The sequence below is a fragment of the Photobacterium sp. R1 genome (assembly GCF_054600795.1).
Map to the genome: position 1 here is coordinate 1 of NZ_BAAHZP010000089.1, position 463 is coordinate 463.

A 463-nucleotide genomic window follows, 5' to 3' on the forward strand; every position below is an offset into this window, starting at 1 on the left:
CAGGATGACTTTGACCGTCAGGGCGTTATACAGGTTTACCCAGTAGGCAAATTGCTCATTGCGGCTGTAGCGGCGCGGATCCAGCGAGGCAAGTCGGGTCAGATAGCGGGACAGCGCTGCTTTATCTTGCTGCCTGACGGCGGCATAACGAAAGCGGGTCTGTTCGGGGGCGACCAGCAGATAGTCGTTGATCAAGCCTTGCCAGATGGCGTGGTCAATTGTTGCGGTACTGGCCGGGTTACTGGCTTGCCAGAAAGGCCAGAGATCGGCTTTGGGCGCGGCCAGTGTCGTTGAAGACAGGCTGAGCAGTATCATCAGGAGCAAGACGGTCAGGGTTGGGCGTAACGGAGACATGTGAACACCTCTGTAAAAAGATTGATATTCAACAGACCGAAACCGGAGGCGTTTCTTTCCGATGGCGGGCGCTTAACAAAACACCCTGCCGGAGCAGGGTGTCTGAGCC

At 56.4% G+C, this 463-nt stretch carries 1 protein-coding gene; it reads right to left on the reverse strand.

What is annotated here, in order from left to right; genetic code table 11:
- Positions 1–354 (reverse strand): DUF547 domain-containing protein (locus ACYP03_RS24090; protein WP_459782374.1); only part of this gene is annotated, 354 nt, incomplete at its 3' end.
- Positions 355–463: the final 109 nt, after the last annotated feature.